At 67.4% G+C, this 25744-nt stretch carries 23 protein-coding genes; 10 read left to right on the top strand and 13 right to left on the bottom strand.

Translation table 11 applies throughout. The features are described from left to right. Positions 1 to 13: 13 nt before the first annotated feature. The 3 genes from RIB45_RS17275 (at position 14) to argF (ending at position 3264) form a co-directional block, all read left to right on the top strand. Positions 14 to 1000 (top strand): 2-hydroxyacid dehydrogenase, encoded by a 987-nt coding sequence (locus RIB45_RS17275; protein ID WP_350051796.1) that lies wholly within the window; start codon positions 14 to 16, stop codon positions 998 to 1000. A 133-nt stretch (positions 1001 to 1133) separates the two neighbouring features. After that, entirely contained in the window at positions 1134 to 2357 is a 1224-nt protein-coding gene (locus RIB45_RS17280) for an aspartate aminotransferase family protein (protein ID WP_350051797.1), read from the top strand. After that, positions 2347 to 3264, top strand: coding sequence for an ornithine carbamoyltransferase (gene argF, locus RIB45_RS17285; protein ID WP_350051798.1), 918 nt, complete (start codon positions 2347 to 2349; stop codon positions 3262 to 3264). The genes RIB45_RS17280 and argF overlap by 11 nt, the downstream gene beginning before the upstream one ends. Before the next feature lie 63 nt (positions 3265 to 3327). Here argF and folD read toward each other — a convergent pair whose 3' ends face one another. From folD to RIB45_RS17310, 5 genes are all read right to left on the bottom strand, one after another. After that, positions 3328 to 4221, bottom strand: coding sequence for a bifunctional methylenetetrahydrofolate dehydrogenase/methenyltetrahydrofolate cyclohydrolase FolD (folD, locus tag RIB45_RS17290; RefSeq protein WP_350051799.1), 894 nt, complete (start codon positions 4219 to 4221; stop codon positions 3328 to 3330). 22 nt (positions 4222 to 4243) lie between these two features. After that, positions 4244 to 4576 carry a DUF167 domain-containing protein gene (locus tag RIB45_RS17295; RefSeq protein ID WP_350051801.1) on the bottom strand — a complete coding sequence of 111 codons (333 nt, stop codon included), beginning with the start codon at positions 4574 to 4576 and terminating at the stop codon, positions 4244 to 4246. Then, the gene (locus RIB45_RS17300) at positions 4573 to 4869 is read right to left on the bottom strand and encodes a YggT family protein (RefSeq protein ID WP_350051803.1); all 297 of its coding nucleotides are present in this window, start codon (positions 4867 to 4869) and stop codon (positions 4573 to 4575) included. The genes RIB45_RS17295 and RIB45_RS17300 overlap by 4 nt, the downstream gene beginning before the upstream one ends. Before the next feature lie 156 nt (positions 4870 to 5025). Further along, entirely contained in the window at positions 5026 to 5454 is a 429-nt protein-coding gene (locus RIB45_RS17305; protein WP_350051805.1) for a GFA family protein, read from the bottom strand. A gap of 48 nt (positions 5455 to 5502) precedes the next feature. Then, a complete protein-coding gene (locus RIB45_RS17310; RefSeq protein ID WP_350051806.1) occupies positions 5503 to 6960 on the bottom strand; it encodes a DNA recombination protein RmuC in 1458 nt (485 codons plus the stop codon). Between the two features lie 135 nt (positions 6961 to 7095). Between RIB45_RS17310 and def the strand changes: the two genes are divergently transcribed. The 3 genes from def (at position 7096) to RIB45_RS17325 (ending at position 10580) form a co-directional block, all read left to right on the top strand. Continuing rightward, positions 7096 to 7623, top strand: coding sequence for a peptide deformylase (def, locus tag RIB45_RS17315; RefSeq protein ID WP_350051807.1), 528 nt, complete (start codon positions 7096 to 7098; stop codon positions 7621 to 7623). A 28-nt stretch (positions 7624 to 7651) separates the two neighbouring features. Next, positions 7652 to 8596, top strand: coding sequence for a methionyl-tRNA formyltransferase (gene fmt / locus RIB45_RS17320; protein ID WP_350051808.1), 945 nt, complete (start codon positions 7652 to 7654; stop codon positions 8594 to 8596). Positions 8597 to 8855: 259 nt separating this feature from the next. Further along, the gene (locus RIB45_RS17325) at positions 8856 to 10580 is read left to right on the top strand and encodes an ATP-dependent nuclease (protein WP_350051809.1); all 1725 of its coding nucleotides are present in this window, start codon (positions 8856 to 8858) and stop codon (positions 10578 to 10580) included. A gap of 20 nt (positions 10581 to 10600) precedes the next feature. Here the strand turns inward: RIB45_RS17325 and gyrB are convergent, their stop codons facing one another. The 4 genes from gyrB to dnaA all read right to left on the bottom strand — a co-directional run bounded on the left by gyrB (position 10601) and on the right by dnaA (position 17434). Further along, complete coding sequence (gyrB, locus tag RIB45_RS17330; protein WP_350051810.1) at positions 10601 to 13075, bottom strand: DNA topoisomerase (ATP-hydrolyzing) subunit B; 2475 nt, start codon at positions 13073 to 13075, stop codon at positions 10601 to 10603. Positions 13076 to 13116: 41 nt separating this feature from the next. Beyond that, positions 13117 to 14259, bottom strand: coding sequence for a DNA replication/repair protein RecF (gene recF, locus RIB45_RS17335; RefSeq protein ID WP_350051811.1), 1143 nt, complete (start codon positions 14257 to 14259; stop codon positions 13117 to 13119). Between the two features lie 61 nt (positions 14260 to 14320). Then, positions 14321 to 15436 (bottom strand): DNA polymerase III subunit beta, encoded by a 1116-nt coding sequence (gene dnaN / locus RIB45_RS17340; RefSeq protein ID WP_350051812.1) that lies wholly within the window; start codon positions 15434 to 15436, stop codon positions 14321 to 14323. Between the two features lie 435 nt (positions 15437 to 15871). Next, the gene (gene dnaA / locus RIB45_RS17345; RefSeq protein ID WP_350051813.1) at positions 15872 to 17434 is read right to left on the bottom strand and encodes a chromosomal replication initiator protein DnaA; all 1563 of its coding nucleotides are present in this window, start codon (positions 17432 to 17434) and stop codon (positions 15872 to 15874) included. A gap of 918 nt (positions 17435 to 18352) precedes the next feature. Between dnaA and RIB45_RS17350 the strand changes: the two genes are divergently transcribed. Continuing rightward, positions 18353 to 18976, top strand: a complete 624-nt coding sequence (locus tag RIB45_RS17350) for a TetR/AcrR family transcriptional regulator (RefSeq protein WP_350051815.1) — start codon at positions 18353 to 18355, stop codon at positions 18974 to 18976. A 111-nt stretch (positions 18977 to 19087) separates the two neighbouring features. Here RIB45_RS17350 and rpsT read toward each other — a convergent pair whose 3' ends face one another. The 4 genes from rpsT to mutM all read right to left on the bottom strand — a co-directional run bounded on the left by rpsT (position 19088) and on the right by mutM (position 21755). Continuing rightward, entirely contained in the window at positions 19088 to 19354 is a 267-nt protein-coding gene (gene rpsT, locus RIB45_RS17355; RefSeq protein WP_350051816.1) for a 30S ribosomal protein S20, read from the bottom strand. Between the two features lie 187 nt (positions 19355 to 19541). After that, on the bottom strand, positions 19542 to 20318 hold the full coding sequence (locus RIB45_RS17360; RefSeq protein WP_350051817.1) for an enoyl-CoA hydratase: 777 nt from the start codon (positions 20316 to 20318) through the stop codon (positions 19542 to 19544). 146 nt (positions 20319 to 20464) lie between these two features. After that, positions 20465 to 20839 carry a hypothetical protein gene (locus RIB45_RS17365; protein ID WP_350051819.1) on the bottom strand — a complete coding sequence of 125 codons (375 nt, stop codon included), beginning with the start codon at positions 20837 to 20839 and terminating at the stop codon, positions 20465 to 20467. A gap of 43 nt (positions 20840 to 20882) precedes the next feature. Further along, positions 20883 to 21755 (bottom strand): bifunctional DNA-formamidopyrimidine glycosylase/DNA-(apurinic or apyrimidinic site) lyase, encoded by an 873-nt coding sequence (gene mutM, locus RIB45_RS17370; RefSeq protein WP_350051820.1) that lies wholly within the window; start codon positions 21753 to 21755, stop codon positions 20883 to 20885. Between the two features lie 95 nt (positions 21756 to 21850). Between mutM and RIB45_RS17375 the strand changes: the two genes are divergently transcribed. From RIB45_RS17375 to coaBC, 3 genes are all read left to right on the top strand, one after another. After that, positions 21851 to 22600 carry a class I SAM-dependent methyltransferase gene (locus tag RIB45_RS17375; protein ID WP_350051822.1) on the top strand — a complete coding sequence of 250 codons (750 nt, stop codon included), beginning with the start codon at positions 21851 to 21853 and terminating at the stop codon, positions 22598 to 22600. A gap of 42 nt (positions 22601 to 22642) precedes the next feature. After that, positions 22643 to 24211 carry a 2-polyprenylphenol 6-hydroxylase gene (gene ubiB, locus RIB45_RS17380; RefSeq protein WP_350051823.1) on the top strand — a complete coding sequence of 523 codons (1569 nt, stop codon included), beginning with the start codon at positions 22643 to 22645 and terminating at the stop codon, positions 24209 to 24211. A 235-nt stretch (positions 24212 to 24446) separates the two neighbouring features. Continuing rightward, positions 24447 to 25712, top strand: a complete 1266-nt coding sequence (gene coaBC, locus RIB45_RS17385; RefSeq protein WP_350051825.1) for a bifunctional phosphopantothenoylcysteine decarboxylase/phosphopantothenate--cysteine ligase CoaBC — start codon at positions 24447 to 24449, stop codon at positions 25710 to 25712. The last annotated feature ends 32 nt before the right edge of the window (positions 25713 to 25744 follow it).

A 25744-nucleotide genomic window follows, 5' to 3' on the forward strand; every position in this document is an offset into this window, starting at 1 on the left:
GTTCGAGGGGGCGATGAGCTACAAGAAACCCAAGGTCGTCGTGACGCGGAAGCTGCCCGACATCATCGAGACGCGGATGATGGAGCTGTTCGACTGCAATCTCAATCTCGACGACCGCGCGATGGACAAGCCGGCGTTGATCGAGGCGGCGCGCGAGGCGGAGGTGCTGGTCCCGACCGTCACCGACCGGATCGATCGCGACGTGATCGAGGCCGCCGGCGATCGCTTGAAGCTGATCGCCAGTTTCGGCACGGGCGTCGACCATATCGACTTCCCCAGCGCCAAGAAGCGCGGAATCCTGGTCACCAACACGCCCGACGTGCTGACCGAAGACACCGCCGACATGACCATGGCCCTGATCCTGGCCGTGCCCCGGCGGCTGGTCGAGGGCGAGCGGCTGGTGCGCGCGAACGAATGGACCGGCTGGAGCCCGACCGGCATGCTGGGCCATCGCATCTGGGGCAAGCGGCTCGGCATCGTCGGCATGGGCCGGATCGGCGCGGCGGTGGCGCGCCGCGCGCGCGGCTTCGGCCTGTCGATCCACTATCACAATCGCAACCGGGCCGCGCCGGAGATCGAGGGGGAGCTGGAGGCCACCTACTGGTCCTCGCTCGACCAGATGATCGCGCATATGGACATCCTGTCGATCAACTGCCCGCACACGCCGGCCACCTATCATTTGCTGAATTCGCGCCGCCTCGCGCTGATGAAGCCGCACGCCTACGTGGTCAACACCAGCCGCGGCGAGGTGATCGACGAGGAGGCGCTGGTCAAGGCGCTGACCCAGGGCCAGATCGGCGGCGTCGGCCTCGACGTCTTCGAGAACGAGCCGAAGATCAATCCCAAGCTCCTGAAGGCCCAGAATGCGGTGCTGCTCCCGCATATGGGCTCGGCCACCATCGAAGGGCGCGTCGCGATGGGCGAGAAGGTCATCATCAACATCAAGACCTTCGTGGACGGCCACAATCCCCCCGACCGGGTCATCGAGACGATGTTTTAGCCGACCGGCCGCGCCCGCACGCCCTTGCGAATTGACGGGGCCGCGCCGCGGCGGCACTGTCCGCCTTTCCCGCAAATCCGCCAGGAAAGCCCGGGGATCCGCGCGTAATCGAGAAGAGAAGGAGTGCGCGACGATGAGTGCGCCCGATCCGAAGTCCGAGTCCGCCCACGTCATGAACACCTACGCCCGCAGCCCGATCCAGTTCGAGCGCGGCGAGGGCGTCTATCTGACGGACCGCGACGGGCGACGCTATCTCGACTTCTACGCCGGCATCGCGGTCAACGCGCTCGGCCACGCGCATCCGCATCTGGTCGCGGCGCTGACCGCCCAGGCCGAAAAGCTTTGGCACGTCGCCAACCTCTATCGGATTCCGGAGCAGGAGCGGCTCGCGACCCGCTACTGCGAGACCTCCTTCGCCGATCGGGTCTTCTTCTGCAATTCCGGCGCGGAGGCGCTGGAAGGGATGATCAAGCTCGCCCGGCGCTATCACCACATGCGCGGAAATCCCCAGAAATACCGCATCATCACCTGCGAGGGCGCGTTCCACGGCCGCACGATGACGACCATCTCGGCCGCCAACAATCCGAAGTATCTCGACGGGTTCGGCCCCAAGGTGGAGGGCTTCGACAGCGCGCCCTTCGGCGACATGAACGCCGTGCGCGCCGCGATCCAGGACGAGACCGCCGCCATCCTGGTCGAGCCGATCCAGGGCGAGGGCGGCATCCGCCCGGCCGATCTGCGCTTTCTGCGCGAGCTGCGCGCCGCCTGCGACGAATACGGTCTGCTGCTGCTTCTCGACGAAGTGCAGTGCGGCGCCGGCCGGACGGGCAAGTTGTGGGCGCATCAATGGGCCGACATCGCGCCGGACGCGCTGGCGGCCGCCAAGGGCGTCGGCGGCGGCTTCCCGATGGGCGCGATCCTGGCCACGGAGGCGGCGGCCGAAGGCCTCTCGCCCGGCACCCACGGCACCACTTTCGGCGGCAATCCGCTGGCGATGGCGGTGGGCGACGCCGTGATGGACGTCCTGACCCAAGAGGGCTTCCTCGACGAGGTGGACCGCGTCGCCCGGCGGCTGTGGCGGAAGCTCGAGGATTTGTGCGCCGCCAGGCCGGAGGTCTATTCCTCGACGCGCGGGGCCGGTCTGATGCTGGGCCTGGTGTGCAACGAGGCGGCGGGCGTCGTGAATGCGGACGTGGTCGCCCGGCTGCGCGATCACGGCCTGCTGACCGTCGGCGCCGCCCAGAACGTCGTACGCCTGCTGCCGCCGCTGATCATCGAGGACTCCCACGTCGACGAAGCGCTCTCGATCCTCGAGACGGTCGCGCGGGAGATTGAGGAGGGGCGCAATGCGGCCTAACCACTTCCTGGATCTCGATCGGTTCGACGAAGCGAGCCTGCGCGACATGCTGGATCGCGGCAACGCCGCCCGCGACGTCAAGCCGGGCGGGGCGAAGCCGTTGGCGGGCAAGATCCTCGCCTGCATCTTCGAAAAGCCCTCGACCCGCACCCGCGTCAGTTTCGACGTCGGCATGAAGCAGCTGGGCGGCGACGTCGTGGTGCTGACGCCGGCGGAGACGCAGCTCGGCCGCGGCGAGACGATCGCCGACACCGCGCGCGTCCTGTCGCGCTATGTCGACGCCATCATGATCCGCACGACGGCGGAGGAGAAGCTTCTGGAGCTGGCCGAGCACGCGCGCGTCCCCGTCATCAACGGCCTGACCGATCGCACGCATCCCTGCCAGCTGATGGCCGACGTGATGACCTACGAACAGCATCGCGGGCCCATTACCGGCAAGACGATCGCCTGGTCGGGCGACGGCAACAACATGGCGACCAGCTGGATCCATGCGGCCGCGCGCTTCCGCTTCACCCTCAAGATCGCTTGCCCGCCGGAGCTCGAGCCGCCGCGCGACGTCGTCGACTGGGCGATCTCGGAGGGCTGCGATCTACGCATCACGCACGACCCGGCCGAGGCGGCGGCGGGCGCGGATTGCGTCGTCACCGACGTCTGGGTTTCGATGGGCGATCCGGACGCGCCGGTGCGCCACAACCAGCTGCAGCCCTATCAGGTGGACGAGCGGCTGATGGCGCGCGCCAAGGACGATGCGCTGTTCATGCACTGCCTGCCGGCCCACCGCGGCGAGGAGGTGACCGAAGGCGTCATCGACGGCCCGCAATCCGTCGTCTGGGACGAAGCGGAGAACCGCCTGCACGCCCAGAAGGGGGTGTTGTTGTGGTGCCTGGAGGGCTCGGTCGGCGGGTGAGCCCGCGACCGGCTTCGCCGACGCGTCGGAGCCGACGCGTTCGGACGCGGCGACCGGCGTCCGTCACATCGCCGGCTCGGCGACCCCGTGTTGACGGCAGCAGGCCGTGACCGTGTTGCGCAGCAGGCAGGCGATCGTCATCGGGCCGACGCCGCCCGGCACGGGCGTGATCGCGCCGGCGACCGCTTTCGCGGCCTCGGTGTCGACGTCCCCGACCAGGCGGGTCTTGCCGTCGTCCTTGGGAACCCGGTTGATGCCGACGTCGATCACGGTCGCGCCCGGCTTGATCCAGTCGGCCTGGATCATCTGCGGGCGCCCGACCGCGGCGACCAGGATGTCGGCCTCGCGGCAGACGGCCGGCAGGTCCTGGGTTCGGCTGTGGGCGACGGTGACCGTGCAGCTCTGTTGCAGCAGCAGATTGAACATCGGCTTGCCGACGATGTTGGACCGGCCGACCACGACCGCCTTCTTGCCCGACAGCCCGTCCTTGCCGAACCGATCCTGCAGCAGCAGCAGACAGCCGAGCGGCGTGCAGGGGATGAGCGCGTCCGCCGAGCCGGTCGAGAGCCGCCCGACATTGATCACGTGGAAGCCGTCGACGTCCTTGTCGGGGTCGATCGTCGCCAGCACCTTCTCCGCGTCGATCTGATCGGGCAGCGGCAGCTGCACCAGGATGCCGTTGACCTTGGGGTCGGCGTTCAGCTCCCGCACCTTGGCGAGCAGCGTCTCCTCGTCGGTCGCGGCGTCGTAGCGGAACTCGAAGCTCTCCATCCCCGCTTCGACGGTCTGCTTCGCCTTGTTGCGCACATAGACCTGGCTCGCCGGATCCTCGCCAACCAGCACGACGGCGAGTCCGGGCGTGATCCCATGATCCGCCTGCAACTGCGCGACCGCGTCGCCCACGCGCGCCCGCAGGCCCTCGGCGAAGGCCTTTCCGTCGATGATCTCTGCCGTCATGTGATTAAGTCCCTTCCCCGCGTCATGAACCGAGGCCCAGCCGGGCCGTGATCTCCGCCGTCAGCCGATCCGGATCGCCTGCGACGTGCACGACCTTATGGCGGGACGCCGCGCCGGATATGAGGGTGAGCGACGTTTTCCGCAGACTGAGCGCCTTCGCCAAGAGCTTGAGGACGGCCGCATTGGCCGCTCCGTCGGCGGGGGGCGCCGTCACCCGCACCGCAAGCCGGCGGCTTCGCGCGCGCGCGCCCTGGTCGTCGACCACGCCGCCCAGACGGTCGGCGGCGGCCTTCGGCGTCGCCTTCAGATGCAGCCGCACGCCGTCGCCCGCGCGCTCGATCGGCCCGGCGCTCAAATCTGCATGGCGAGGCGCTGCAGGATTCCCTGGGCCAGGAAGATCAGCAGGATCACGACGATCGGCGAGATGTCGATGCCGCCCAGATTGGGCAGAAAATTGCGGATCGGGCGAAGCGCCGGCTCGGTGATCCGGTAAAGGAAGTCGCCGACCATGTAGACGAAGCGGTTGGAGGTGTTGATGACGTTGAAGGCCACCAGCCAGCTCAAGATCGCAGACAGGATGATCGCCCAGACATAGAGGTCCAGCGCCAGCGAGATCACCTGGATCAGCGGGATCAAAATCGTGTCCATCGGACGCTCAGCCCTTTCCTAAATCATACACCCCCGCACGCGCGGCGCGACTGTAGCCAGCGGGCCGCGCGGGCGCAAGAAAAGGCGGGACGCGCGGCGCCCGCGGGACCATTCGCCGCGCGGCCCGACCCGCGCATTCATCGCAACCCCGCATGCTTATCGCAGCAAAGATCGCCCGTTCGCGGCCGCGTCCTGCAGGCCTTTGGGGTGCTTCGGCAAATCGTCGCCGACGCTCACCCAGGGAAGACGCTCCGACCAGAAGATGTGCGCGCTCGGCCGATAGAGGCTGCGGTCGTCCAGGCTCGGCGCGTAGAGGTGGGTTTCGTCCGGGAAGACGTCGGTCTCGAAGGAGGCGGGCGCGCCGCACACCGCGCAGAAGCTGCGCACGACCCGGGGCGAGGATCGAAAGAGGCGCCGATCGCCGGTCCAGATCACGCCCGCCCGGCGCACGCCGAGCCAACTGACGTAATCCGACGAGGCGGCCCGCCGGCAGTCGTCGCAATGGCAGAACGCGCTCCACAGGATCGGCCCTTCGGCGCGCCACGTCAGGCCGCCGCATCGGCAGCGGCCGGAAAGATCGGACATCGCGCATCTCCCTCTGCGCCGGGCGCGGCCTGGGCGGCCGCGGCCGCGTTACGACGAGCCGCCGCGCGCCGCCTCGTCGCGCGGGGCGAACAGCTGCGCCGGCTCCTCCACCAGCTCTGATTCGGCGTCGATCACGTCCTTCTGGATGGTGAAGGAGGTGAGCTTCTCCGGCAGGCCCTTGGCGGGCGGCGTGACGCCCAGCGCCGTCAGACGGCCGAGCTTCGGCAGCACCCGCGAATTGGCCGAGCCCGCCATCTTGTTGTAGCTGTCCGCCGCGCGGTTGATCGCCTGACCCACCTTGGCGGCGTGCTCCAGCATGGTGGCGATGCGGTCGATCAGCGCTTCGGTCTCGTCGGCGATGTCCTGCAGGCTGTCCTGGTGGATCGCCAGCTGGATGCGCTGCTGGGCGACGCCGATTCCCGTCCACAGGCCGCTGGGGCCGACGACGTAGATCCCGCTCTTGGCCGCGCGCTCCGCGAAGCCGGGATCGGCGTGGGTCAGCTTCTCCACCGCCCCTTCGTTGGGCAGCCACATGAGCGTCAGCACCTGGCGCGCCTCGCTCTCCCGGCCGGCCTCGCGCAGGGCGGCCGACACGGCGGCGCGGTAATCCTTGGTCGTCAGATCGCGCAGATGCTGGTTCATGGAGCGCTTGAACTGCTGGCGCGCCGCGTCGATCGCCGCCTCGCCCTCATCCTCCGCTTCGGCCAGCTCCAGCAGGTGCTTGGAGGATTTGCTGTCGACCACCAGCACCGTCTCCGAGGGCAGGAAGACCACCGCGTCGGGCCTGAGCTTGCCGGGCGCGTCGCCGTGGCCGTCGACGCTGTATTCCAGATGGTAGTCGCGGCCCTCCACCAGCCCGAACGCCTTGAGGACGTTGCCGAGCGAGACCTGCGCCGCATGGCCGGACGTGCCCGGGGCCGAGAGCGCGCGCAGCACGGTCGCCACATGGTCGCTGTTCTGGCGGCTGAGCGCGTCGACCTCGGTGAACTGCTTGCCCAGCGCCTCGACCTTCTGGAGGATCTCGGCGGTGAACTTGGTCTTGAGCTGCTCGGCCTCCTTCTTCGCCGCCTCGTTCTCCTGCTTATGGTCCTTCAAGAGCTTGGTGGAGAGCTCGGCCGCCGTCTCGCTGACGCTCGCCTTGGCCATGGTCAGGAACTCATGACGGGCCTTGTCCCAATCGGCCTGTTGCTCCTGCTGATCCTTCAGACGCTGCCCGGCGCGCGCGATCTCGCTGTCCTTTTCGGCGAGCGCGCGATCGCGCGCCTCCAGCTTGGCCTCGAGCGCCTCCTGCTCTTGCTTCAGCTCGACGATGCGCGCCTCCGCGCCCTGGAGCCGCGTGCGGGTCTCGGAATGGGCGAGCTGCTCCTGATGCAGCTGGTCGACGGCCGCGGCGGCCTGGTCGGCCTCGCCGGCGGGTCCGCGCCGGCGCGCGATCAGCAGGCCGGCGGTCAGGCCCGCGCCCAGGACGACCAGGGACAAGACGATCAGCGTCGGATCGAACGGCATGGCGACCCCTCTTTGAGAACGGCGGGCGCGAATCATACGGAGCCCCGGCCCGGCGGGACAAGCCGGCCGCTTGACGCCGCAGTCAGCCGGGCTTACCTACGCTTTATTCTGACAGGAACGAAGGCCGAATCCGCCATGGCGATTCTCCCCATCCTTGTCGCCCCGCATCCGGTGCTGAAAAAGAAGGCGGCGCCGGTGGCCGAGGTGACCGACGTCGAGCGCAAGCTGCTCGACGACATGCTGGAGACCATGTACGACGCGCCGGGCATCGGCCTGGCGGCGCCGCAGGTCGGCGTCTCCAAGCGCATGCTGGTGATCGACATCGCGCGCGGCGACGAGGCTCCGCAGCCGATGAAGATCGTCAATCCCGAGGTGATCGAGGCGTCCGAGGACATGGCGACCTACGAGGAGGGCTGCCTCAGCTTTCCCGACCAGTTCGCCGAGGTGAAGCGCCCGGCGCGCGCCCGGATCCGCTATCTGGACGAGACCGGCGTGAGCCATGAGATCGACGCCGACGGCCTGCTCGCCACCTGCATCCAGCATGAGATCGACCATCTCGACGGGGTCGTCTTCGTCGATCATCTCTCCCAGCTGAAGCGCGCCATGATCCTGCGCAAGCTGCAGAAGATGAAGAAGCAGGGCCGGCTGGCGGCGGCGGAGTGACGGCCGCGCCAGGCCGACGGGAGCTGAGATGCCGCTGACGCTCGCCTTCATGGGCACGCCGGATTTCTCGGTCCCGACGCTGAAAGCCCTGGTCGACGCCGGCCACCGCATTCGCCGGGTCTACACCCAGCCCCCGCGTCCCGCGGGCCGCGGCCAGCAGGAGCGGCCGACGCCGGTCCACCGCGCGGCCCAGGATCTCGGCCTCGACGTCGTCCATCCCGAAAGCCTGCGCGACGCGGGCGTCCTCGACAGCTTCCGCCATCTCGGGCTCGACGCGGCCGTCGTGGTCGCCTACGGCCTGATCCTCCCCAAACCCTATCTGGAGGCGCCGACATTCGGCTGCCTCAACATCCACGCCTCCTTGTTGCCGCGGTGGCGCGGCGCGGCGCCGATCCAGCGCGCCATCCTGGCCGGCGACGCGCAGACGGGAATCTCCATCATGCAGATGGGCCCCGGCCTCGACGACGGCCCGGTGATCCTGGAGGAGCCGACGCCGATCACCGCCCAGACCACCGCCGGCGCGCTGCATGACGAGCTTTCCCAGCTCGGCGCGCGCCTGCTGCTGGAGGCGCTGGACGGCCTTCAGGCTGGGACGCTGCACCCCAAGCCCCAGCCGGACGAGGGCGTCACCTACGCGCCGAAGCTGGAGAAGGCGGAAGGGCTGATCGACTGGTCGGAAAGCGCCGTCGACCTCGACCGCCGGGTCCGCGCGCTGACCCCCTGGCCCGGCTGTTTTTTCGAGCGCGAGGCCGACGGCGGAGAGCGCGCGCGCATCAAACTCATCGCCGCCAAACCCGCCGCCCACGCGCTGGGCCGCCCCGCCGCGCCCGGAACCATCCTCGACCGGCACGCTGTCATCGCCTGCGGCAAAGGCGCGCTGCGCCTGGAACGCGTGCAGCGCCCGGGCCGCAAACCGGTCTCCGGGGAAGAGTTTTTACGCGGGGAGCGGTTGGGCCCCGGCGACGCGCTCTAAGCCCTCTCCCGGAGTCCCCGCGCAGGCGGGTGCGCGCGCGCCGGCGCTTCTTGCTGCGAAAGACTGTCATCCCGGGCGGCCGTCAGGCCGACCCAGCACTGTCCTCGACCGCTAAGCGGCGGTCGTCGGTGTCAGAGGCGCACGCCACACCCTCGCGTAGCAAGTTCGTGATAATCGAAAAACGTGTAAACAGTTGCTTTAGAGCGCCGGAGATTTTAATCTCTTTGATTGAGACAACCCAATAATTTACGGATGCAAAATGCAGCTCAGCTCATTCACCGTATCGAATTTTCGGAGCATCACCACGGCCAAGAGAGTTTCACTTACGAATTACTCTGTTTTGGTGGGCGCCAATAATGAAGGTAAATCCAATATCCTGCACGCTTTAGCGCTGGGTATGGAAATCATTGAGGCCTTTAAGCATGAGGTTAGACGAGACAGCTTAGGTCGAATTATCGGCATGCGACCAACGCTCTTAGGTGGTCGAGGTAGAGTAGATTGGACGGAAGATTTTCCGATATCAAAGCAAAATAAATCAAAAAGCGAACAATGCATTGAAATTACATTTGAGTTTCAATTATCAATTGAAGAAAATGCGACATTTTACGAAGAAATTGGAAGCAAAATTAATGGAACGCTACCAGTGTTAGTAAAAATTTTTCCAGATACACAAGAAGTTATTATCCCAAAGCAAGGTCCTGGAGGCGCAACTTTAAACAGGAAAACTAATAAGATAGCAGATTTTGTTTCGAGAAATGTAAGCTTTGAATATATTCCTGCGATCCGAACCTCTGCAAGTGCGGAACGTGTCATTTACGATCTTTTAGAGAAAGAAATGTTGAGGTTGCAAGATAATAAAGAATATAAAGAAGCAATTAAGAAAATAGAAGAAATCCAAAAACCTGTACTAGATGACCTTTCTAATTCCATAACAGAAACAATTTGTTCGTTTTTGCCGTCTGTCACAAGCGTTGATATTGGTATGCCTCGTGAAGCACGGCTTACAGCCATGCGCCGCGGAATTTCGATAGAGGTTAATGATGGAAATCGGACGCCTCTTGAACGGAAAGGGGATGGCGTCAAGAGTTTAGTAGCGCTCGCACTCATGCGTTATGCGTCAAGTGTTGCGAGTGGTTCTGCAAGTTCAATAGTGGCGATTGAAGAACCTGAAGCGCACCTGCACCCGCAAGCAATACACGAGTTAAGGAATGTTTTGCTAAATTTATCAGAAAAAAATCAAGTTGTACTTACAAGTCACTCGCCTCTTTTTGTTAATCCGGTGCGCTTGGATAGCACGATCGTCGTTCAGGAAAGTAAAGCGGCTATTGCAAAAAATATAGCTGAAGTGAGAGAGGTTCTAGGTGTTCGCTTGTCGGATAACTTGCAAAGTGCACGCCTGGTTGCGATTGTTGAGGGGGATGATGATGTAATAATATTAAAAGCATTGTTGGAGGCTAGATTCCCGCGTCTTGCTCAGGCTATTAAAGAAGGCGACTTAGTATTTGATGCGTTGGGGGGCGCGTCAAATCTTTCATACAAGGTTCGCACTTACAGAAGTTCCGCAACTCTCGTTCATTGTTTTCTCGACGGCGATGAGCCAGGAAATAATGGGGTTAACAAGGCGTTAAATGACGGTATTTTGCGGGACGCAGACTACAATCTTATTATTGTTCAGGGACAGAAAGAAGCAGAGATTGAGGATATTCTGGATCCGAAAAAGTATGGAAAAGAATTTTTAAATGAATTTGGCGTTGACCCAAATATCAAACCACCAACAGCTAAGGGAAAAAAATGGTCCGCTGCCATGGCTAAAAAATTCCAAGCACATGGCAAAGTCTGGGACGACAGTGTCGAAATGAGAGTAAAACTTTGGCTTGCGGAATTCGCAAGGAAAAATATAAACGATATTTTGATAGAGGCAAGATTTCCGCCTATTGAATCTTTTGCATTATCGTTATCAAAGAAATTGCAGATCGACGAATAACTCGCAGTATTTTTGACGCTCTACACATCCAAATTCGCCACCTTCAACGCATTCTCTTGAATAAAATCGCGGCGCGGTTCGACGACGTCGCCCATCAGGGTGGAGAAGACGGTCTCGGCGTCGTCGCCGTGGGCGATCTTGACCTGGAGGAGGGAGCGGGCTTCGGGGTCGAGCGTCGTCTCCCAGAGCTGGTCCGGGTTCATCTCGCCGAGGCCCTTGTAGCGCTGGGTCGTCATGCCCTTGCGCCCGGCGCCCATGACGGCCGCGACGAGATCTGACGGGCCGTTGATGCGCGTCTCGTCGTCCTTGCCCTGGAACGACCCGGCGCGCGGGCCGAAGGTCTCCTGCAGCTCGGCCGCCATGGCGTCGAGGCGCCGCGCCTCGGCCGTGCGCAGCATCTCGCCGTCGATCGTGACGCGCTCCTCCACCCCGCGGTTCATGCGGTGGAAGAGATAGCCGCCGTCGTCGGTCAGCGCGCCCTTCCAGTCCCTAGCGTGCTCCTCCGACAGGCGGTCGAGCACCCCGGCTAGGAAATCGACGGCCGCCTGGCCCTTCTCCGGATCTTGCGCCAGCTCGGGCGTCAGCATGCCGAAGATGGCGAGCTGCTCAATCACCGTGTGGGAGCCGCAGCGCCGCGCCAGCGGGTCGATCGAGTGGGCGGCCTTGCGGCAGCGCTCCACCAGCGCCTCCAGGTCCGGGCCGGCGCGCTGGGCGCCCTGCGCGTCGGTGAAGACGGCCTCCTTCACGCCCTCGCCGATCAGAAAGGCCTCCATGTCGCGCTCGTTCTTGATGTATTGGGGCTTCTTCTCCTGCCCGCGGCGGATCATGTAGAGCGGCGGCTGGGCGATGTAGAGATAGCCGCGCTCCACCAGCTCGCGCATCTGGCGATAGAAGAAGGTGAGCAGCAGGGTGCGGATGTGGCTGCCGTCCACGTCCGCGTCCGTCATGATGATGATCTTGTGATAGCGCGCCTTGTCGGGATTGAACTCCTCCGGCCCGATGCCGGTGCCGAGCGCGGTGATGATCGTGCCGATCTCGGCCGAGGAGAGCATCTTGTCGAAGCGCGCGCGCACGACGTTCAGGATCTTGCCCTTGAGGGGAAGGATCGCCTGGAACTTGCGGTCGCGGCCCTGTTTGGCCGAGCCGCCCGCGCTGTCGCCCTCGACGATGAAGAGCTCGGCGACGGCGGGATCGCGCGCCTGACAGTCGGCCAGCTTGCCCGGCAGCGAGGAGATGTCGAGCACGCCCTTGCGCCGGGTCAGCTCGCGCGCCTTGCGCGCCGCCTCGCGCGCGGCCGCCGCCTCGACCACCTTCTGGACCACGCGCTTGGCCTCGTTCGGGTGCTCCTCGAACCACTCGGAGAGCTTCTCGTTGACGATCGCCTCGACCACGGGGCGCACCTCGGAGGAGACGAGCTTATCCTTGGTCTGGCTGGAGAATTTCGGGTCCGGCACCTTGACCGACAGCACGCAGCTGAGCCCCTCGCGCGCGTCGTCGCCGCTGATCGCCACCTTTTCCTTCTTCGCGAGCCCCGTCGCGTTGGCGTAGGCGTTGATCTGGCGCGTCAGCGCGCCGCGGAAGCCGGCCAGATGCGTGCCGCCGTCGCGCTGCGGGATGTTGTTGGTGAAGCACAGCATCGTCTCGTGATAGCTGTCGTTCCACTGCATCGCGCATTCGATGGTGACGCCCTCGCGCTCGCCCGCGATCATGATCGGCTCGCCGTGCAGGCCTTGCTTGGAGCGGTCCACCCACTCCACGAAGGCCTTGATGCCGCCCTCATAGTGCAGGTCGGCCTCTTTCGGCTCGGCGCTGCGCCGGTCGGTCAGCGCGATCCGCACGCCGGAATTGAGGAAGGCGAGCTCGCGCAGCCGATGCTCCAGCGTGCCGAAGTCGAAGTCCGTCATGGTGAAGGTCTGGGGCGAGGGCAGGAAGGTGATCTCGGTGCCCGTCTCCTCGCCGGCCTCGCCGACGGCCTCGAGATCGCCGTCCGGATCGCCGTGCGTGAAGGTCATGCGGTAGAGCTTGCCGGCGCGCTTGATCTTCAGCTCCAGCTTGGAGGAGAGCGCGTTGACCACCGACACGCCCACCCCGTGCAGCCCGCCGGAGACCTTGTAGCTGTTCTGGTCGAACTTCCCGCCGGCGTGCAGCTGGGTCATGATGACCTGCGCGGCCGAGACCCCTTCGCCCTCATGCATCTCGGTCGGAATGCCGCGGCCGTTGTCGGTCACGGTGACCGAACCGTCGCCGTTCAGCGTCACCGTCACGGTGTCGCACCAGCCGGCCAACGCCTCGTCGATCGCGTTGTCGACGACCTCATAGACCATATGGTGCAGGCCGGTGCCGTCGTCGGTGTCGCCGATATACATGCCCGGGCGCTTGCGCACGGCCTCAAGGCCCTTCAGGACCTTGATGGACTCGGCGCCGTAGGCGGCCGCCTCGCCGGCTGCGCCTGCGGCGTCGTCGGGGCTCTCGGTGTTCTCGGTCTCGTCGCTCATGGTCGGCTCATCCGATCGCTGGTCGCATCAAAACGAAAGGCTCACGCCGCATCGGGCGCCACATGCGCGGCGTCGACGCGGAAGAAGTCGGCCCGGCCCTCCAGCCCCTCGAAGGCGTTGCGGTCCGTGCCCGTGACCCAGGCTTGAAGGCCCAGATCGAGAATTCGGCCGAACAGCGCCGCGCGCCGTTCGGAATCGAGATGGGCGGCCACCTCGTCCAGCAGCAGGATCGGGGCCGCGCCCTTCTCCGCCGCCTGCAGGCGGGCGTGCGCCAGCACGATCGCCGTCAGCAACGCCTTCTGCTCGCCGGTCGAGCATTGATCGGCCGGAAGGCCCTTGGCGGCGTGGCGCACCGCCAGATCCGTGCGATGCGGGCCGACGCCGGCGCCGCCCGTCTCGGCGTCGCGCGGCCGGCTTCGCGCCAGCGCCGCGGCGAAGCGCTCTTCCGCCGCCAGCGCGGAGCCCTCGGCCAGCCACGAGTCCAGCGCCCCCTCCAGCCCGACCCGCGCGCCGGGAAACGGTCCCTCCGCCTGTCGGCAGGCGCGGTCCAGGCGGTCGGCCATATCGCGCCGGGCGGCGGCGACGGCGACGCCGCGTTCGATCATCTGCGCCTCCAGCGCCGAGAGCCAGGCGCCGTCCGCCCCGCCCTCCTTCAACAGCCGCGCGCGCTGGCGCAGCGCTTGCTCGTAGGCGTTGATCCGGCCGGCGTGGGCCGGATCGAAGCCGTAGATCAGCCGGTCCAGAAACCGGCGGCGCGCGCTGGAGCCGTCGAGAAACAGCCGATCCATCTGCGGCGTCAGCCAGACGACCGAGACGTGTTCGCCCAGCGCCTGTTGGCTCTTCGCGGGCGCGCCGTCGATGCGCACGGCGCGACGTTCGCCCCGGCCCGCCTCCGTCGGCTCGCGCCCGGTGCCCAGATCGACGGGCCCGTGCGGACCCTCAATGCGCGCCGCGACGGCCCAGGGGCGGTCGGCGGGCGCGTTCGGATCGTCGTCCGTCTCGCGCCGGTCGGGCTCCGCCAGCTGCGCGCCGCGCAGGCCCCGCCCGGGCGCCAGCAGCGAGACCGCCTCCAGCAGATTGGTCTTGCCCGCGCCGTTCGGCCCGGTCAGCACCACCGGCCGCGGGGCCGGATCCAGACCGGCCCGGCGATAGTTGCGGAAATCGGTGACGCGCAGGCGCGTCACGGCGCAGAAGCCTGCGCGCGCCGCCCCCGCCTGCCTGTCAGCCGCCGCCGTCAACCGCCGGTCACACCCGCATCGGCATGAGTACGTACAGCGCGCCCGGATCCTTCGGGTCGCGCACGATGGTGGGCGAGGCGGCGTCGGCCATCACGAACTCCGCCGCATCGCCCTCGACCTGATTGGCGATGTCGAGAAGGTAGCGGGCGTTGAAGCCGATCTCGATCGCCTCGCGGCCGTAGTCGATCGCCAACTCCTCGACCGCCTGGCCGTTTTCCTGACTGGACGCGGACAGCTCCATCTGGTCGCCGTCGAGCTTCATCTTCACCGCGCGCATCTTCTCGGTCGCGATGGTGGAGACGCGATCGACCGCCTCGGCGAAATCGCTGCAATCGACGGTCATGATCTTGTCGTTGCCGCTGGGGATCACGCGCTCGTAATCGGGGAAGGTGCCGTCGATCAGCTTGGAGGTCAGCACCGCGTCCCCGAAGGCGAAGCGGATCTTGGTGTCGGACAGCGAGATCGAGACGGCGCCGTCCGTCTCCTCGATCAGCTTGCGCAGCTCGCTGACCGTCTTGCGCGGCACGATCACGCCCGGCATGCCGCCCGCCCCGTCGGGCAGCGGGATTTCGACCCGCGCCAGCCGATGGCCGTCGGTCGCCACGGCGCGCAGCATCGGCGTCTCGCCGTCGGCCGCGTGCAGATAGATGCCGTTGAGATAGTAGCGCGTCTCCTCGGTGGAGATCGCGAAGCGCGTGCGGTCGATCAGCGCGCGCAGCGCCTCCGCGTCGAGCTGGAACTCGTGCGGCATGTCGCCGCCGCTCATGACGGGGAAGTCGTCGGTCGGCAGGGTGGCCAGCGTGAAGCGCGAGCGCCCCGACTTCAGGGTCAGTCGATCGCCCTCGCCGGTCGCGTCCAGATCGACTTGCGCGCCGTCGGGCAGCTTGCGGACGATGTCGTAAAGCGTGTGGGCCGGCGCGGTGACCGCCCCGGCCGTCGCGACCTCGGCGGCGGTACGCTCGACGATGGCGATGTCCATGTCGGTCGCGGTCAACCCCAAGGCCCCGTCCTTCGAATCGATCAGGACGTTGGACAGGATCGGGATGGTGTTGCGGCGCTCGACCACGCTCTGCACATGGTTGAGGGCACGGAGCAGCGCGGCGCGTTCAATCGTGAGCTTCATGGATCTGTCTTATCGTTTCCGTTCGAACAATCAGGCGGGTGCGGCCCCGGCGCAGCCTTGCTTCGACTGCGGTGCGGCCGGTTTCGGATCGGTGAAGCGGACGCCTCCCTTTTCGGCCCCGTTCTCCCGGAAAACTGCCTGATTCCCCCACCCTCGGAAAGGGCGAATCGGCGCTCGGTTCGAACGGGAAAAGGTTATAACACGGGCGCCCCGGCGACGCAGCATTTTTCGCCGGCGTTCGCCGTCGAAGAGCGCGGCGACAACCCCTTGCTTTCGCGCGGAAAAAGCCGTCTTCGCCCGCCTCGCGGCCTGTGTCGCCGCCTGTGTCGCCGCCTGTGTCGCCGCCGGCGGGCCGCGGATGAGCGCGGACCCCGGGCGCGCCGCGTCCGGCGCAGGCTCGCTTAGCGCTGAGACCGCGCGGATTCTCCCGCGCCGTCAGCCCTCCAGCATGCGGCGTAGCAGCTCGACGTCCTCGGCGAAGCCGGCGTCGGAGCCGCGCAACTCGTCCACCTTCTTGACCGCATGCATGACGGTGGTGTGGTCGCGCCCGCCGAACTTGCGGCCGATTTCGGGCAGCGACCGGGAGGTCAGTTGCTTGGCCAGATACATCGCCACCTGGCGCGGACGCGCGATCGCCCGGCTCCGCCGGGCGGAATGCATCTCGGCGAGCTTGATGTTGTAGTGCTCGGCGACGCGCTTCTGGATCTCCTCAATGGTGATCCGGCGGTCGTTGGCGCGCAGCAGATCGTGCAGCACGTCCTGGGCGGTCTCCAGCGTGACCGGCCGGCCGACGAGATTGGCGTAGGCGACGAGACGGTTCAGCGCCCCCTCGAGCTCGCGGACGTTCGCAGTGATCTTGTGGGCCAGGAACTCGAGCACCTTCTGCGGCGCCTCGACCTGCAGCTGCTCGGCCTTGGACTGCAGGATGCCGAGGCGCAGTTCGTAGGTGGTGGCGTGGATCTCGGCCACCAGGCCCCATCCGAGGCGGGACTTCATCCGATCCTCGATGCCGTCGAGCTCGGCCGGCGACTTGTCGGCCGAGATCACCACCTGGCGGTTCTGATCGACCAGCGTGTTGAAGGTGTGGAAGAACTCCTCCTGGGTGTTCTCCTTGCCGGCGATGAACTGCACGTCGTCGATCATCAGCACGTCGACGGAGCGGAACTGCTCCTTGAAGGCCATCGTGTCGCGATAGCGCAGCGCCCGGATGAACTGGTACATGAACTTCTCGGCCGAGAGGTAGAGCACCCGCTTGTGCGGCGCCGTCTCCCGAATGTGGCGCGCGATCGCATGCATGAGGTGCGTCTTGCCGAGGCCCACGCCGCCGAAGAGGAACAGCGGGTTGAAGGGCGCGCTTTCCGCCTCTGCGACCCGGCGCGCCGCGGCGAAGGCCAGTTCGTTCGGTTTGCCGACGATGAAGCTCTCGAAGGTGAACTGCCGGTTCAGCGGAGCCGAGAGGTCCGGATCCGCCGACTGCCCGCCCGTCGTCTCGAACACCGGGCGGTGCGCCGGATCGTCGCCCTGCGGCCCGGCCGCGTCCGGCGCGGCGCCGCTCGCCCGGGCGGCGGCGTGGGGGGCGGCGTGGGGGGCGGCGTGGGCGGCGGTGTGGGCGGCGGCGGACTGCGGGGCGTGGTGGATCACCACTTCGCGCACGGCGGCGTTCTCGCCGACCCACATGCGTTCGAGCCGGGCGCCGTACTGGCTTTCGATCCAATTGCGCATGAAGCGGTTGGGGGCGGTCAGCCGCACGACGCCGTCCTCGACCCCGTCGAGGGTCAGCGGCTTGAGCCAGCTCTTGAAGGCGGTTTCGCCGAACTCCGAGCGCAGCCGCGCGCGGATGCGGGCCCACTGGGAGGCGCAGCGCTGGTCGGCGGCGTCGCGCCTCTGAGCGCCGGAGAGGCCGGCGGAAGGTCTGGCGGAGGGCGAGTCGCCCGAGGGGGCGCGCTCCGCCTCCTCCCGCCGACCCGCGCCGTCGAAGCCCCGACCTTGCTGCGTCATGCCGTTGAACCCGCCTTTTGACCCGCCGTCGCCCGGCCTGATGTCGTGCGTCGGGGTCGACCCCGACGCTCTGTTCGTCCTGTTCGCGGCGTTTCGTCCGTCCCGCCGCTCGTTTGAGACCCCCCGGTCGCCGCCGCCGGCGCCGTTGTCTGCGCCGTTGTCTGCGCCGCCGCCCGCTCCGTCAGCGCCCGTTCCGATCGTCCCGACCACGCTTATTTCCCCCGGCCGCTCGCTCGCCCCGCACCGACCGCCTCGCCCGCCTAGCGGCGGCCGACCGACCGGCTCATCCTTTTCGCCCCAAAACACCCGGCGCCCCAAAACACCCGGCCCGACGCGCCCGCCCCAAAAGGGCGCGCCCGACCCGCGCTGCGCCGCCGGGAGAGCGCGGCAAGCCGCACGCCTCAGGCGACGGCGATCCGTTGCGCGCATCCGGGCGCACAAAGACCGCAGCGCACCGTCGCCCGAAGAGACGAGCAAACGGAGTAGTAAAAAGCCAGTGGGAGAAGTAATCGACGCAAATTTTATTGAAATTCTTGCGTCTTTCCCTCGTCGCTTCCCGAAGGCTTGGGCCGAACATGCGTCCGGCGCTTGTTGATTATTTGCCGTCGGCGTTCGTGACCAACCGCGACGCCGCTGACTCTAACCACCGGGCGCGAAGCGAATCAAGCGCGCAAACCGGTGGCGACGAAAATAAAGCAGTTGACATTCGCCATCCGGCGGGAGTCGCCGCGCCGGCTGGCGAATCCGGTCGGAACGGAGGGAAAACGGGCGGAAAACCGGCCTTTTTGGAACGTCCGCCGGACTCTTGAGGCGCGGTCGGAGAGCGGTTTGACTCGCAATGCGAAATCGGTTTTTCATTAGTCAATTGACTGAACGATGCCGCCGCAATGGTTGCATTGCAGGGCCGGGGCGCCGCGCATGAGGGGCAAGAAAAAATCCGATCGGGCCGTGCGCTTGACTCTGGCGGCGCAACGCCTCTTCCACCGCTCCGGGGTCGGCGCCGTCAGCCTGCGAGACGTCGCGGCGGCGGCGCGCGTGCCGGCGGGCGGCGTGTTCTATCATTTCCCCACCAAGGCGCGGCTGGTGCTGGCCGCGGCGGAGGCGCGCCGCGCCGCGGCGACGCGCCTGCTCGAGGGGCTGCGGGCCGCCCATCCCGACGATCCCGAAGCGCGCTTCGCGGCGTTGGCGGCGGCGCTGGCCGAAACGGCCCCGGTCGTCGCCCGGTACGGGTGCCCGGTGATGCGCATGATCGCCGATCTCGCGGGCGCGACGGGCGAGGAACGCAAGGCGCGCGCGCTGTTGCAGGACGGTCTCGCCGAGGTCGAGGCGTTCGCCGCGTCCTGTCTGCGGGAGGCCGGTCGCTCCGCCCCGGCGGCGCGTCGCGGCGCGGGGTTGTTTCTGCAGGATTGGCAGGGCGCAAGCGCGCTCAGCCTGGCGCGGGGCGATCCGGGGATGTTGCGCGACGCGATGGCCGCGGCGCCCGGCCGCATGCCGCCGCCGCGCCGTCGCGGCGCCCCCCGGGGGCGTCGGCCGCCCGCCTAGGGGCGGACGCAGAAAAACCGCCCGACGCGGCGCGCGGGCGGTTGATCCAAGGCTTCGGCTCGACGCCCGTCGCGGGCCGGCGACGCGGCCCCCGACCCCGAAGCGCCGGTCTTAGGCCTCGAGAGCCTTGAGGCGCTTCTGGAGGCGGCTCAGCTTGCGCGCGGCCGTCTTCTTGTGCAGCACGCCCTTGGTCACGCCGCGATGCAACTCCGGCATCGCCTGCGCGAAGGCGGCCTGCGCCGCCTGGGCGTCGCCCGCCTTCATCGCGTCCTCGAACTTGCGCACCGAGGAGCGGATGCGGTTGCGCCGCGCCATGTTGCGCGTGCGGCGCTTGGCGGTCTGACGGATGCGCTTTTCAGCCGACTTGTGGTTCGCCATGGTCGTCGAAATCCGATCTTCTTGAACTGGTCCGGGCCGTCTGCGCCGAAGGGCGCGAACGATCGCCTGCGTCTTTTCCCGTCGCTCGGGAACCGCGGGCTTATATCGGCGGGCGCACGGGCCGTCAAGCCCGCGCGCCCGCCGTCTGAGCTCGCCGTCTGAGCTCGCCGTCCGGGCGATCAGGCGGTCACTTGTTCTTCCACTGCGGCGTGCGCTTTTCGGCGAAGGCCGCCATGCCTTCCTTCTGATCTTCGGTGGCGAAGGTGCTGTGGAACAGGCGGCGTTCGAACTTGACGCCCTCGGCCAGCGTCGTCTCATAGGCCTTGTTGACCGCTTCCTTCGCCATGAAGACGGCGGGGCGCGACAACTCGGCGATCTTCGTCGCGGTCTTCAGCGCCTCGTCCAGCAGTTCGTCCTGCGGCACGATCCGGCTCACCAAACCGGCGCGCTCGGCCTCCTCGGCGCTCATCAGGCGGCCCGTCAGGCACATCTCCATCGCCTTCGACTTGCCGACGAAGCGGGTCAGGCGCTGAGTGCCGCCCGACCCGGGGATCGTGCCGATGGTGATCTCGGGCTGGCCGAACTTCGCGGTGTCGGAGGCGAGGATGAAGTCGCACATCATCGCCACCTCGCAGCCGCCGCCGAGCGCGTAGCCGCTGACGGCGGCGACGATCGGCTTGCGGCAGGTGCTGATGCGCTCCCACCCGACCGTGATGAAATCGTCGAGATAGGCGTCCATGAAGCTCTTGGAGGCCATCTCCTTGATGTCGGCGCCGGCGGCGAAGGCCTTGTCCGAGCCGGTCACGACCACGGCGCCGATCTCCTCGTCGGCCTCCATGTCGTCGAGCGCCCGGCCCAACTCCTCGATCAACTGGGCGCACAACGCGTTCAGCGCCTTGGGCCGATTGAGCGTGATGAGACCGACCGGCCCCTTCTTCTCGCTCAGGATCATTTCGTAAGCCATGGTCTGACGACGGCTCCCCTCTTCAGGTTCCTGTCTGGCGACCGGCCGGACGGGCCGGGCGCGCGAGCTGCGCGATACTTAATGGCTGCGCCCGGTCCGTCAATCCGACACGTCGCGCCGGCGCGTCGTCCGAGAACGTCGGGGCCCTAGTCCGCCGGGGCGAGGGTGAAGCGCACGGTCAATTCCCCGTCCGGCCCGAAGAAATCGAGGGTCAGGCTCTCGCCCTCGCGGTTGAAACGCACCCGGCTTTCAGGCTCCCAGCCGAGCGCGGGCAGCGTATCCGCGTAAAAGGCGAGCACCGCCTCGCGGCTGGTCGGGCCGGCGGCGAAGCTCTCCACGATGCGGCCGGCCGGGCTGTCGAAGACGATGCCGGCGTCGGGCACGGCCGCCAATTCCGTCATCAGCGGGATGTCCTCCGAGCCTTCGAGGAACGCCGCCTCTTGGGCCGTCGCCCCGGTCGGTTGGGCGACGCACAGCGCCAGCGCCGCGATCAAGGCCGCCAGAACGGGCCGGATTGTCATCGGGTCAGCTCCTGCTCCGCATCGCGATCGCGCCCAGCGTTACCTATCTTTGATGCGCCGGACAATAGAAACTGGACCGCCCGCTCTGCACAATCCGTCGGATCACGCCGGCGCAGCCGGGCTTGCGGCAGGGCGTTCCCTCGCGGTCGTAGGCGTCCCAGACATGCTGGAAATAGCCCAGCTCGCCCGAGGTTTGACGATAGTCCCGCAAGGAGGAGCCGCCGGCCTCGATCGCCGCGGCCAGCACCGCCTTGATGGCGGGGACCAGACGGCGGGCCCGCGCGCCGGGGACCGTATGGGCGCTGCGCTTCGGGCTGATCCCGGCGCGCCACAGCGCTTCGCAAACATAGATGTTGCCGAGACCCGCCACGACCTTTTGGTCGAGAAGCGCGGCCTTGATCGGCGTGCGCTTGCCCGCCAGCGCCGCGGTCAGCCAGGCGGCGTCGAAGGCGCCCGACAGCGGCTCCGGCCCCAGGTCCTTCAGATGCTTCGAGGTCTCGACGCCGCCCGCGGGCAGCAGATCCATATAGCCGAAGCGCCGCGCGTCGTTGAAGACGACCCGCGCGCCGGCCTCTGTCTCCAGGATCAGATGGTCGTGCGGTTCGATCAGCGCCCAGCCGCTGTTGTGCCCGACCTGACCCGAGGTCGCCGTCGCGCCGGCGGCCGCGTCCACCGTGAACCGGCCCGTCATGCCGAGATGGGTGAGCCAGACCTCGCCGTCGTCGAGCTCAGCCAGGATGTATTTCGCGCGCCGGCTGAGCGCGACGATCCGCCGCCCCTCCAGGCGCTCGGCGAAGCGCGCGGGCAGGGGGAAGCGCAGATCGGGTCGGCGCAGATCGGCTCTAGCGATCACGCGGCCTTCCAGCGCGGGGCGCAAGCCCCGGACGACGGTTTCGACTTCGGGCAATTCGGGCATGCCTCGCCTATAGCAAAGCCGGGGGGCGAGCGCTATGTTCCTGGCGCGTCGGACGGCCGGCGCGCACGCCTATCGTCAGACGAAGGCCCGCCCCGATGAGCGAGATGAACGACAAGACCGCCGATTTCGGATACCGCACCGTCGACGCGGCGGAGAAGCCGGGGCTGGTGCGCGGCGTCTTCACCTCCGTCGCCGCGCGCTACGATCTGATGAACGATCTGATGTCGGGCGGCGTCCATCGCCTGTGGAAGGCGAGCCTGATCGACGAGCTGAAGCCCAATTCGCGCATGCGCCTGCTGGACGTCGCGGGCGGGACCGGCGACGTCGCCTTTCGGTTTCTCGACGCCGGCGGCGGCCATGTCACCGTCTGCGACCTGACCGAGAGCATGGTGGCGGTCGGCCGCGACCGGGCGATCGACCGCGGCCGGCTTTCGGGCGTCGACTGGACGGTCGGCGACGCGCAGGCGCTGCCGATCGCGGACGCCGGCGTCGACGCCTACACGATCGCCTTCGGCCTGCGCAATGTGACCGACATCGACCGAGCGCTCCGCGAGGCGCGACGCGTGTTGAAGCCGGGCGGGCTCTTCCTCTGCCTCGAGTTCAGCCGGGTCGTGCTGCCCGCCCTGGACCGGCTCTACGACGCCTACAGCTTCCAGGTGCTGCCCGCGCTCGGCCGATGGGTCGCCAAGGACGAGGAGAGCTACCGCTATCTCGCCGAATCCATCCGCCGCTTCCCGGATCAGCAAAGCCTGGCCCGGCGGATGCAGGCGGTCGGCTTCGCGCGGGTCGGCTGCCGCAATCTGTCGGGCGGGATCGCCGCCATCCATCGCGGCCGCCGGCTTTAGCGCCGCGCCGGCCTCGCCCGCCGTTTCATCTGTTGAGGGTCCGTGTTCACGACGCTTTCTCACATCGCCCGACTGATCGGCATCGTGAAGACGCTGGCGCGGCACGACGCGCTTTGGCCGCTCGACCCGTTGGCGGAGCGCCTGAAGCCCGTGCGCTGGCTGCGCGGCTTGTTGCGCGCGCTCTGGGGCAAGCCCAATCAGGGCCGACCCGGCGAGCGTCTGGCCGACGCGCTGACGGCGCTGGGGCCGACCTACGTCAAGCTCGGTCAGGCGCTCAGCGTGCGCGCCGATCTGGTCGGCGAGGCGGTGGCCGCCGACCTGTCGCGCCTGCAGGATCAGTTGGCGCCCTTCCCCGCGGCCGAGGCGCGTCGCGCGATCGAGGCGGAGCTCGGCCGGTCGATCGAGGATCTGTTCGTCGAATTCGGGGCCGAGCCGGTGGCCGCCGCCTCCATCGCGCAGGTTCATTTCGCCCGCCTGCCGGAGGCGGACGCCGGCGATTTCGGGGGCGAGGCGGGCGATCTGGTCGCGGTCAAGGTGCTGCGGCCGGGGATTGAGACCCGCTTCGAGAAGGACGTCGCGCTGTTCCGCTGGCTGGCCCGCCTGGTCGAGCGGCTGGTCCCGGCGATGCGCCGACTGCGGCCCGTCGCCGTGGTCGACACCTTCCAGACCTGGATCGAGACCGAGATGGACCTGCGCCTGGAAGGCGCCGCCGCGTCCGAACTGCGCGAGAATTGCGAGGGCGACGAGGGCTTTCATGTGGTTCGCGTCGATTGGGAGCGCACCGGCCGGCGCGTGCTGACGATCGAGCGGCTCGAGGGCGTCAACATCGACGATCTGGAGGGCCTGCGCGCCGCCGGTCACGATATCGACGACATCCTCGAGCGCTCCTCGCGGATCTTCTTTCTGCAGGTTTTCCGCGACGGCTTCTTCCACGCCGACATGCATCCCGGGAACATGTTCGTCGCGCCGGACGGGCGGCTGTGCCCGGTGGATTTCGGCATCATGGGCCGGGTCGACCGGCGCACGCGTTTCTTCCTGGCCGATATTCTCGTCGGCTTTCTGAATCGGGATTACCGGCGGGTCGCGGACACCCATTTCGATTACGGGATCGTGCCGCCGACCAAGAGCCGGGAGGAGTTCACGCAAGCCCTGCGCGCGATCGGCGAGCCGCTGTTGGACAAGCCGCTCGCCGAGATCTCGGTCGCGCGGCTGCTCTCTCACCTGTTCCGCACGACCGAGCGCTTCGACATGGAGACCCAGCCCGATCTCCTGCTGCTGCAGAAGACCATGCTTGTGGCGGAAGGGGTCGGCCGCACCCTGAACCCCCGGGTCAACATGTGGCTGATGGCCCGTCCGATGATCGAGGATTGGGTGATCGCGAACCGCGGACCCGAAGCGCGCGCGGTGGAAGTCGTGCGCGATACGGTCGAGGCGCTGGAACGGCTTCCCAAGACCTTGCGGCGCGCCGAGGACACGCTGGCCCGCCTGTCGCGCGACGGGGCGCGCGGCGGCCCGACCCACGAGACCCGGATCGACCGTCCCGGCCTGTCCTTCTGGCTGCCGGTGATCGCCGCCGCGCTGATCGTGCTGGCGGTCGCGGAGATTTTCTGAGCGCGCGTCCGGCCTTTTGACGCGCCGCGCCGACGCGCTCGGCGCAGATAAAACTTCAAACGCAGTTTGGATGGCGTTAACCTCCTCTTAACCATTTCGCTTGCGGATTCACTTTTCGTCTCGCCGAGCGCCGGCGCGGCGCCGGCCCCTCGAAACGCCGCGCCGCTTGCGCTCGCGCCGACTTCAATTTACATGGAAGGGACGTGAATTCCGCGCGAGCCGAAGGGGTCCCGCCATGGCCGCCGTTCCCGCCGCCGACATCGAGCGCCGCGTCCTGCTGATCGTCTCCGGCGGGATCGCCGCCTACAAGGCGCTGGAGACCGTCCGCCTGCTGCGCAAGGCGGGCGTCGCGGTGCGTTGCGTGCTGACCCGCGGCGGCGCCCAATTCGTCACCGCCCTCTCCCTCCAGGCGCTGAGCGAAGACAAAGTCTATGACGATCTCTGGTCGCTGACCGACGAGAGCGAAATGGGCCATATCGAACTTTCCCGGCAGGCCGACCTGGTGGTCGTGGCCCCGGCCAGCGCCGACATCCTGGCCAAGATGACCGCCGGGATGGCCGACGATCTGGCGACGACCGTGCTGCTCGCCACCGACAAGCCGGTCCTCGTCGCCCCGGCCATGAATGTGCGGATGTGGGAGCACGCCGCAACCCAAAGCAATCTGGAGACCTTGGTTCGGCGCGGCGTCTCCGTGATCGGACCGAACGAAGGCCCGATGGCCTGCGGCGAGTACGGCCCCGGCCGACTGGTGGAGCCGGAGGCGCTGACGGCCGCCGTCCTGCGCCGCCTGAATGCGGCGCCGGCGGCGTCCGCGGGCGCCGACAGGCCGCTCGCCGGCCGCCGGGCGTTGGTGACAAGCGGCCCCACGCACGAGCCGATCGATCCCGTGCGCTACATCGCCAACCGCTCCAGCGGGCGTCAGGGGCATGCGATCGCCGCGGCGCTGGCCGCCCTGGGCGCAGAGGTGACGCTGGTCTCAGGCCCGACCCAATTGCCGGATCCCGCCGGCGTCGCGGTGGTGCGGATCGAGACCGCGGCGCAAATGGAGGCGGCCTGTCGCGCCGCCCTGCCGGCGGACGTCGCCGTCTGCGCCGCCGCCGTCGCGGACTGGCGGGTCGCCGACCGCGGGGCGCACAAGCTGAAGAAGCGCCCGGGCGAGCCGCCGCCGCCGCTCCCGCTCGCCGAAAATCCCGACATCCTCATGGGGTTGAGCGCCCCGGGCCCGAGCCGGCCGGCGCTGGTGGTCGGTTTCGCGGCCGAAACGGAGAAGGTCGCAGAGCACGCCGCCGAAAAGCGGGCGCGCAAGGGCTGCGATTGGATTCTCGCCAACGACGTTTCCGAAGGCAGCGGGACCTTCGGCGGCGCCGACAATGAGATCACGCTGATCACCGCCGAGGGGGCCGAGCCCTGGCCGCGCCAGACCAAGGCCCAAGCGGCCGAGGCGCTGGCGCGGCGCATCGCCGATCATTTCAAGGCCGCCGCCCGGGACGCCGCCGAATAGTCCCGCGCCGGTCAGTCGAAGGACCATCGATC

Source organism: Marivibrio sp. (genome assembly GCF_040218065.1).
Lineage (GTDB): Bacteria > Pseudomonadota > Alphaproteobacteria > UBA8366 > Aestuariispiraceae > Marivibrio.

Bases quoted from the DNA above. Each gene is read 5' to 3' on its own strand.
- RIB45_RS17275 (WP_350051796.1), top strand. From the start codon at position 14: ATGAGCTACAAGAAACCCAAGGTCGTCGTGACGCGGAAGCTGCCCGAC.
- RIB45_RS17280 (WP_350051797.1), top strand. From the start codon at position 1,134: ATGAGTGCGCCCGATCCGAAGTCCGAGTCCGCCCACGTCATGAACACC.
- argF (WP_350051798.1), top strand. From the start codon at position 2,347: ATGCGGCCTAACCACTTCCTGGATCTCGATCGGTTCGACGAAGCGAGC.
- folD (WP_350051799.1), bottom strand. From the start codon at position 4,221: ATGACGGCAGAGATCATCGACGGAAAGGCCTTCGCCGAGGGCCTGCGG.
- RIB45_RS17300 (WP_350051803.1), bottom strand. From the start codon at position 4,869: ATGGACACGATTTTGATCCCGCTGATCCAGGTGATCTCGCTGGCGCTG.
- RIB45_RS17305 (WP_350051805.1), bottom strand. From the start codon at position 5,454: ATGTCCGATCTTTCCGGCCGCTGCCGATGCGGCGGCCTGACGTGGCGC.
- RIB45_RS17310 (WP_350051806.1), bottom strand. From the start codon at position 6,960: ATGCCGTTCGATCCGACGCTGATCGTCTTGTCCCTGGTCGTCCTGGGC.
- def (WP_350051807.1), top strand. From the start codon at position 7,096: ATGGCGATTCTCCCCATCCTTGTCGCCCCGCATCCGGTGCTGAAAAAG.
- fmt (WP_350051808.1), top strand. From the start codon at position 7,652: ATGCCGCTGACGCTCGCCTTCATGGGCACGCCGGATTTCTCGGTCCCG.
- RIB45_RS17325 (WP_350051809.1), top strand. From the start codon at position 8,856: ATGCAGCTCAGCTCATTCACCGTATCGAATTTTCGGAGCATCACCACG.
- gyrB (WP_350051810.1), bottom strand. From the start codon at position 13,075: ATGAGCGACGAGACCGAGAACACCGAGAGCCCCGACGACGCCGCAGGC.
- dnaN (WP_350051812.1), bottom strand. From the start codon at position 15,436: ATGAAGCTCACGATTGAACGCGCCGCGCTGCTCCGTGCCCTCAACCAT.
- dnaA (WP_350051813.1), bottom strand. From the start codon at position 17,434: ATGACGCAGCAAGGTCGGGGCTTCGACGGCGCGGGTCGGCGGGAGGAG.
- RIB45_RS17350 (WP_350051815.1), top strand. From the start codon at position 18,353: ATGAGGGGCAAGAAAAAATCCGATCGGGCCGTGCGCTTGACTCTGGCG.
- rpsT (WP_350051816.1), bottom strand. From the start codon at position 19,354: ATGGCGAACCACAAGTCGGCTGAAAAGCGCATCCGTCAGACCGCCAAG.
- RIB45_RS17360 (WP_350051817.1), bottom strand. From the start codon at position 20,318: ATGGCTTACGAAATGATCCTGAGCGAGAAGAAGGGGCCGGTCGGTCTC.
- RIB45_RS17365 (WP_350051819.1), bottom strand. From the start codon at position 20,839: ATGACAATCCGGCCCGTTCTGGCGGCCTTGATCGCGGCGCTGGCGCTG.
- mutM (WP_350051820.1), bottom strand. From the start codon at position 21,755: ATGCCCGAATTGCCCGAAGTCGAAACCGTCGTCCGGGGCTTGCGCCCC.
- RIB45_RS17375 (WP_350051822.1), top strand. From the start codon at position 21,851: ATGAGCGAGATGAACGACAAGACCGCCGATTTCGGATACCGCACCGTC.
- coaBC (WP_350051825.1), top strand. From the start codon at position 24,447: ATGGCCGCCGTTCCCGCCGCCGACATCGAGCGCCGCGTCCTGCTGATC.